The organism is Pseudomonas sp. 05T35, from assembly GCF_056396605.1.
Window position 1 is genome coordinate 1 of the sequence record NZ_JBFTLU010000195.1, and the last position, 7,861, is coordinate 7,861.

The 7,861-nt window shown below is 58.0% G+C and carries 6 protein-coding genes; 2 read left to right on the top strand and 4 right to left on the bottom strand.

Going from position 1 to position 7,861, the window contains the following annotated elements:
- The 3 genes from AC1DH9_RS16130 to AC1DH9_RS16140 all read right to left on the bottom strand — a co-directional run.
- Window positions 1-217: beta-ketoacyl synthase N-terminal-like domain-containing protein (locus tag AC1DH9_RS16130; RefSeq protein WP_477808412.1), on the bottom strand; the 217-nt coding region annotated here is incomplete at its 3' end.
- A 58-nt stretch (window positions 218-275) separates the two neighbouring features.
- On the bottom strand, window positions 276-3,425 hold the full coding sequence (locus AC1DH9_RS16135) for an efflux RND transporter permease subunit (RefSeq protein WP_477808413.1): 3,150 nt from the start codon (window positions 3,423-3,425) through the stop codon (window positions 276-278).
- On the bottom strand, window positions 3,422-4,531 hold the full coding sequence (locus AC1DH9_RS16140; RefSeq protein WP_427537292.1) for an efflux RND transporter periplasmic adaptor subunit: 1,110 nt from the start codon (window positions 4,529-4,531) through the stop codon (window positions 3,422-3,424). The genes AC1DH9_RS16135 and AC1DH9_RS16140 overlap by 4 nt, the downstream gene beginning before the upstream one ends.
- Before the next feature lie 219 nt (window positions 4,532-4,750).
- Here AC1DH9_RS16140 and AC1DH9_RS16145 point away from each other — a divergent pair, with 219 nt between their 5' ends.
- On the top strand, window positions 4,751-6,211 hold the full coding sequence (locus AC1DH9_RS16145) for an efflux transporter outer membrane subunit (protein ID WP_477808414.1): 1,461 nt from the start codon (window positions 4,751-4,753) through the stop codon (window positions 6,209-6,211).
- 140 nt (window positions 6,212-6,351) lie between these two features.
- Window positions 6,352-7,137 carry an SDR family NAD(P)-dependent oxidoreductase gene (locus AC1DH9_RS16150; protein ID WP_427537298.1) on the top strand — a complete coding sequence of 262 codons (786 nt, stop codon included), beginning with the start codon at window positions 6,352-6,354 and terminating at the stop codon, window positions 7,135-7,137.
- A gap of 111 nt (window positions 7,138-7,248) precedes the next feature.
- Here AC1DH9_RS16150 and AC1DH9_RS16155 read toward each other — a convergent pair.
- A partial coding sequence (locus AC1DH9_RS16155) for an OmpP1/FadL family transporter (protein WP_477808415.1) occupies window positions 7,249-7,861 on the bottom strand: 613 nt, incomplete at its 5' end.

Here is a 7,861-nt window from a genome sequence, read left to right on the forward strand (position 1 = left end):
GCTCCGGGTCGTAACCCGCGATGGCATCATCTTCTAAAGACGGCACCTGGCCGCCTACTGCAACGCCCGTACCCTCAGTAATATCGTCGGGCAGGCTACGGATGCCAGAACGTCCGGCCAGCAATCTCTTCCAGACTTCTTCTACTCCGCATCCCAGAGGTCCGACAATTCCGGCGCCCGTGACTACGATTCGCTTCTGACTTTCGAGATTAAACATTGAACCCTCTTCATTTTTCAGTCGACACCCAATAAAAACAGCAAGCTATGGCGTACGGCTAAAGCTTTGTGGTGAGGTGAGTGGCGAGAGGACGGGGTGGCGTCCTGTCCACTAGGCTTGCTTGCCTTTTCGCTGGTTCAGGTTGATCCGTATTGTCAGGACGGATCTTGAACCAGATGGAGTACATCGCTGGCAGGAACACCAGCGTYATGATGGTTCCGATGAACGTACCTCCGATCAACGTGTAGGCCAGCGTCCCCCAGAAGACGGAGTGTGTCAGGGGAATGAACGCCAGGATTGCCGCCAGCGCTGTCAGCAGTACCGGGCGGGCACGTTGGACCGTGGCTTCGACCACCGCGTGAAACGGATCCAGCCCTTCTTGCGCGTTGTGATGGATTTGGCCAATCAGAATCAGCGTATTGCGCATCAAAATGCCTGAAAGGGCGATTAAACCTACCAGAGCGTTGATACCAAACGGCTGCTGGAAGATAAGCAGTGTCGGCACCACACCAATCAACCCCAGTGGCGAGGTGAGGAACACCATGATCATCGCCGAGATCGAACGTACCTGCAGAATGATGATCAGTAGCGTCATGGCAATCATGATCGGGAACAACGGCAACATCGCTTTACCGGCTTTGCCCGACTCCTCGATTGCACCCGCCTGCTCGATCCGGTACCCGTCAGGCAGCTTGTCGATGACCGGCTGCAGCTCTTTCATGATCACGCTCGAGACGTCCGGTGGCTGCAGGCCTTCGGCAATGTCACCGCGCACGGTGATGGTCGGCGTGCGATCACGACGTCGGAGGATCGGGTCCTCCATACGAACATCGACCTCTCCCACCTGAGACAGCGGAATCCGCTGACCCGCCGTGCCTACCAGAGTAAAACCTTCTATCTTGGCGGGATCGAGCCGGATATCACCCGCTGCGCGACCAACCACCTGCACCGCACGAATGTCCTCACGAACTGCGGTGATCGGTACTCCGGCCAACAGGAACTGCAGTTGCTGCGCGACTGAGTTTGACGTCAACCCCACCGCCTCCAAGCGATCCTGATCCAGAGCGAAATGCAGCGTCGGCGTCAGGGGCCCCCAGTCAGTGTTGACGGTTCTCATCATCGAGCTCGATTGCATCACGTCCTGTACCTGGCCCGCGATCTCGCGCAATTTCGACGGATCAGGCCCCATCACCCGATAGGCAACAGGGAACGGCGAATACGGACCAAACACAAGCTGAGTCACCCTGACACGCGCTTCTGGGGCAAGTCCCTCGGCAGCGGCCTCGCGGAGACGGAACTTGAGGGCCTCGCGCGCCTCCTGGCTGTCCGTCAGCACCACAATCTTCGCGAAAGACGGATCGGGGAGTTCCGGCGCCATCGCCAGATAGAAACGCGGCGCGCCTTGCCCGATATAAGCGGTGACGATTTTTGCCTCATCCTGCTTTTGCAGCCAGGCCTCTATCTTGGCGGTAGTGGCGCTGGTCTGTTCAATGGAGGTTCCATAAGGCATTTGCACTTCAATCAATACCTCTGGACGGTCCGAGGTAGGGAAGAACTGCTTCTTGACCAGGCTCATGCCGAGAATCGCCACGCCAAACATTGCGATAACAGTACCGGCTACCAGCCATTTGCGAGCGATGACACGCGTCAACACCTGGCGGAAGTGGTTGTAATTTCGGGTGTTGTAGATGGCCGCATGACCACCCTCCACCTTCTTGATGTTCGGCAACATCTTCACACCCAGGTACGGGGTAAAGGCCACCGCAACCACCCAGGAGGCAATCAGGGCAATGCCCACGATCCAGAACATGTTGCTGGTGTACTCGCCGGCTGTCGACTGCGCGAAGCCGTTGGGCATAAAGCCGATAGCCGTCACCAGCGTACCGGAAAGCATCGGTGCGGCTGTATGACTCCAGGCATACGCGGAAGCTTTGATGCGGTCGTAGCCCTCCTCCATTTTCACCACCATCATTTCGATAGCAATGATGGCGTCGTCCACCAGCAGTCCGAGCGCCAGAATCAACGAGCCGAGGGTGATACGGTCAAAGTTCTTTCCAGTGGCCGCCATCACCACAAACACCACCGCCAACGTCAACGGTACAGCCGCAGCGACCACAACGCCTACGCGCCAGCCCATGCTGAGGAAACAGACAAGCATCACCACAAGCAGCGCGACGAAAAACTTGACCATGAACTCGCCGACGGCCGAACTGATATTTACAGATTGATCGGTGACCTTGGAGAGCGTCATGCCCAAAGGCATGCCTTCATTTATCTTGACCGTCTCCGCGTCCAACGCCTTGCCGAGGTCAAGACCGTTCCAGCCCTCACGCATCACGATCCCCAGCAACAAGGCCTCTTCACCGTTATTACGCACGAGAAAGGTTGCCGGATCTTCATAACCACGTTCGATCGTCGCCACGTCCGAGAGCTTCAGCGTCCGCCCCTGAACCGCAATGGGTGTGTCACGAATCTTTTGCACCTTATCGAAGGCGCCATCCAGCCGGAGGAAGACTTGTGGCCCGTTGCTTTCGATCGAACCGGCAGGTGTGAGCACGTTCTGATTGTTCAGCGCGGCAAAGATGTCCTGAGGCGATACGCCCAAGGTGGCCAGCCGATCATGGGAAAAGGAAACAAAGATGCGCTCGGGTTGCTCACCAATAATGTTGACCTTCTTCACGCCCGGCACATGCAACAGTTGTTGGCGCAACGACTCTGCATCACGTACCAACAGTCGCTGCGGTTCGCCTTTGGCTTTCAGGGCGAACAGTGCAAATGTCACGTCCGAAAACTCGTCGTTGACCATTGGCCCGATGACACCCGCCGGCAGCTTCCGGGCCTCATCGTCGAGTTTTTTACGCGCCTGATAGAACTCCTCCTGCACTTGCGAGGGCGGCGTGCTATCGCGCAGTGACACCATCGTGAAAGCGAGGCCTGGACGGGTGTAAGTTTCCGTGCGGTCGTACCATTTCAGTTCTTGCAGGCGTTTTTCAAGTGGCTCTGCTACCTGATCCTGCATCTCCTGCGCCGTGGCGCCCGGCCACGCGGTAATGACCGTCAATTGCTTGACCGTAAACGGAGGATCTTCCGCACGCCCCAGTTGGAAGAACGACAGGATGCCCGCAACGGCGATCAGGAAGATCAGAAACACCGTGATGGAGCGCTCACGAACGGCGATCGCGGAAAGATTGAAGCGCCCCTCGCTCATGGATGACTCCCGGCAACCTTGACGTCACCCGGTTGAGCCAGTCTCACCTCCTCACCATCGCGCAGCAGATGCGCGCCTAACGCTACAATCTTTTCGCCGACCTTGAGATCGCCTGCGACTCGCGCTGCGTCGTCGCTCAAGCCCAGGACCTGAACAGATCGCCAAGTCACTTTCGCCGGTGTACCGGCGATGACCCACACGCCAGTGCCTTGGCCTGGGTCATAAACGGCAGCGATCGGTACTTGCAGCCCCTGCCCTTGCCTGGTGCTTTCAGCGATCCGAAGTGTAACGGTCGAACCTAGCGGTGCATTGGCCAGTGCGCCCTCAAGCACATACCGCGCCTCGAAGGTGCGCGTCATACGGTCGGCCGAGTCAGAAAGCAGCCTCAGCTTCGCTGTAACTGCACCCGTGGTATTGCCATAAAGCGTCGCCTGCGCAGTGGATCCTGCTGTGGGGCGTAGCGTCTCGGGCAGATGCACGATGGCTTCGCGTTGCCCTGCCCGCGCCAGTCGAACCACGGGCTGTCCCGGGCTGACAACTTGTCCGGGCTCGGCGAGCGTCTCCACCACTATGCCGTCGGAATCCGCAAACAGCACCGCATAACCAGAAGCATTGCGGGCAACGTCAGCCTGCGCTTCAGCAGCGCTGAGCTGCGCTTTTGCGGTATCCGCTGCGGCTTTGATCTGGTCATAGGCCGATGCAGAAACAGCACCTGCGGCGACCAGGTCGCGATATCGCGCCTCGTCATCTGCAGTCTGCTTGGCTCGGGCCCGAGCGGCTATGACTGACTCTTGCTGTGCTCGCGCCTGCAACCCCAGGTCGATTGGGTCAAGGCGCATGAGTGGCTGCCCACGTTTAACGGTCTGACCGGTGTCAACCAGACGCTCAAGCACCTTGCCTGATACCCGAAAACCCAGATCGCCCTGGACGCGAGCAGCCACGACACCCGTGAAAGAACGTGAGACGTCGGACGAAGCCTGAACCGCAGAAGACCTCACCAAAGGGGCCTGCGTGCGTGGATCTTCAACGGTGGATGAGTCGCCACACGCCGTCAGGACGAGAGGCAACAAGCAAGCGGCAATGGGGACAGGTCGAAGCCGGCGCATAAGTTCCCTTACTTAAAAAATAGGACAGGCGCCATATTCTCAGTCTGGTGACCATATCTGTCAATGGTCACTTTTTATGAAATACCGAGCCCCTTAATCTCAGTACTAGTATTGCCGCACGCTGATGGCCAACCTTGAGCTTAGCCCAAAGAGTGTCGATTGACAGAAAGTGACCATAACGTAATATGGTCACAAACATCCTCAATTGAAGGAACCTCAATGCCTACCCTCCGTCCCGTTGCTCTCTTGGTGAGTGCCAGCTTGATGACAGGTTGCGCGGTCGGTCCGGACTATCACCGTCCGGACGCCCCACTTTCGGACCATTACCTGGGGCAGTCTTCTGTCGAACAGAGGCCTGGGGCGACGCCGGCCGGTCTTGTCGCCTGGTGGGAAGGCTTTGGTGATCCACTGTTAGCCGACTTCGTCTCCAAGGCACTTGAGCAGAACCTGGATCTGGCGCAGGCGTCGGCGCGAGTCACGCAGGCACGGGCAGGACTGGGCGCCGCAAATGCCGCTTTACTGCCCTCAGGGAACATCAGCGGACAGGCCGCGCGCTCCTACCAGTCAATCGAGACGCCGCTCGGCCAGGTGTTGAACTCAACGCCTGGCTATGATCGGTACGGAAGCTCCTACGAGGCCAACCTCGATGCCAGCTGGGAGGTAGATGTCTTTGGCGGATTGCGCCGCGGACGCGAGGCTGCTCTGGCCGAGTACCAAGCTTCCCAGGCGGGCGTCGCTGCCACACGATTGGCCATCGCCGCGCAGACCGCTGATATCTACATCACTGTCCGCGGACTGCAGACCCGGCTGGACATTGCGAACCGACAAGTCAAAACACAGCAGGAGCTACTAGAGAAAGTCCAATTGCTCTACAGCAAGGGGCTCGCCGCCAACTATCAGGTTCGCCAGACAGAGGGCGCGCTATCGCAGGTCCAAGCGACAGTGCCGGTCCTGCAGACCGGTCTGGATGCCGCCATGAATGCGCTGGATGTCATGCTCGGCACGCCGCCAGGCACTCACCGCACACAACTGGCAAGTKCGGGGAGCATTCCTGTAGCGCCGCAATTAAAGGCGATGGGAACGCCGGCCGATTTGCTGCGCCGCAGGCCAGACCTCATTGTGGCTGAGCGCCGTCTTGCGGCCTCAAACGCACGCATCGGGGAGGCGATTGCCGAGTACTACCCGAAATTCTCCCTTAGCGCATTGCTGGGCAGTGCCACGGCTGTATCCGCAGGCAACCTTTTTACTGGCGGCGCCAGCCAGTCGGCGGGCGTATTGGGATTGCGCTGGAGGCTCTTCGATTTTGGTCGCATAAACGCCCAAATCGACCAAGCCAAGGGACAGGAAGCCGAAACCCTGGCTGCTTACCGTCAGTCTGTGCTGCGCGCCACCGAGGATGTCGAGAACGCGCTCTCCTCACTGGTGAATCGGGAAGCTCAAGCAACCACCCTCACTGGGGGAGAGGCGTCTCTGACACAGGCTCGCCAATCGTCATTCATTGCCTATGAGAAAGGCACTGCCAGCCTGATCGACGTCCTGCACGCCGACGAGACGATGCTGCAGGCTTCCGATGCCCGGGCACAAGCACGAACGGAATCGGCACGGGCGGCGGTCGCGGCATTCAAGGCGCTCGGTGGTGGCTGGCAGCCTCCTGAAGCCCAGCCTGTTGCGACACGATGATTTAACCAGGTGACGTAGCACTTGATGCACGCACCTCCCCCTCCTCTTTCAGCTACTACCCAATCCGAGCGCGGGTTCGTTCACCGACGGACGCGGTCAGTAGCCAATTGCTCAATAGAAACCAACCGGAGTACAGCGAAATGAAGTCGAACGAGAATTCCTGGGTGCTCATCACCGGAGCATCAAGCGGATTTGGCGAGGAGTTTGCCCGGCAATATGCAGCGCAGGGAAAATCGCTCATTCTGGTAGCAAGAAGACTGAGTAAGCTCGAAGCGCTATCGGCGCAGTTGCGCGAACGCTTCGGCATTGATGTGATCGTCGAACAAGTAGACCTGTCCTCGATCCCGGCGATCATCGAACTGCATGAGCGACTCAGCGAACGCAATATAGTGATCGATGTGCTMATCAACAATGCGGGTCATGGATTGCAGGGGCCTTTCCTGGATCAGCCTCTGGATGAGTCTCTGACCATGATTGATTTGGATATCGCCAGCCTGACAGGGCTGACACGCCTTTTCGCGGCCGACATGCGAGCCCGCAAACGTGGGCACATCCTGATGGTCGCCAGCTTGCTGTCCTTCCAGGGCGTGAAGAATTTCGCCGTTTACTCTGCCGCGAAAGCCTATGTTCTTCGCTTCTCTGATGCGCTTCATCGCGAACTGAAAAATGACGGCGTCGTCGTTACCGCTCTTTGCCCAGGAATGTCGGATACCGGATTTGCAGAAAGCGCCAAGCAACGGATCACACCGACCTTGAAAATGGTGATGATGCAGCCTCAACCCGTCGTGCGTGCAGGAATCCGTGCGCTGCAAGCCGGACGCATGAGTGTGGTGCCGGGTTTTGGCAACAAGGCCATTACTGTCTTGACTTGGGCCACGCCTCGTCGGTTTCATCAGAGCCTTATGGCGCAGGTGATGGGAGTCTGAGGGGGCGACAAAGGGGCCTTTTACCTCAGGGGAAAGGCCCGAGATATGTTCTTGAAGGTCGGGAGGCAACGCATGCTCCCGACAGGACATTTATCGTGTAACAGCACTCAATTAGAAGCGGTAACTAACGGACGTACCGAGCCCGCTCGCACTGTTCTTGAATTTGGCACTGTATGCACCTCTGTTCGCAGAGGCGTCGTTGATCTGCACGCTCTCCTCCCATAGGTAGGAATAAGCAACATCGATCGTGACATTGTCCGCCGGAGTCCAGCCAGCACCGAAGCTGATAACCTTCCGGTCGCCCGTGGGAATACGTGGTCCTCGGTTGGTGTTGTTGGTGGGCGACTGGTCGACCGAGAAGCCTGCGCGAAGTACCCATTGGCTGTTCAATTTGTACGCCGTGCCGATAGCGTGAGCCCACGTATCATGCCAGTTCTGTTCTTCGGTAATAGTGCCCAGCGAGCCGCTCAACAAAGGGGGTAAACCCGTGTTCTCGATGGTTAACTCTTTAAAGCGACTCCAGCGTGTCCAGGTGCTCCCTAAATATAGAGTCCAGTCATTATTGAGCTGATGAGTCACCGAGAAGTCCACAGACTCTGGGGTATCCACATCCAGCGAAGCGTCATAACTCCGGCCGCTGACCCCCAACACGCTAAAGATGCCGTCAGTGACCTTGGTCTTGGCGTCCAAGTGGTAACTGACCTTGGAATGGTAAGTCATGCCC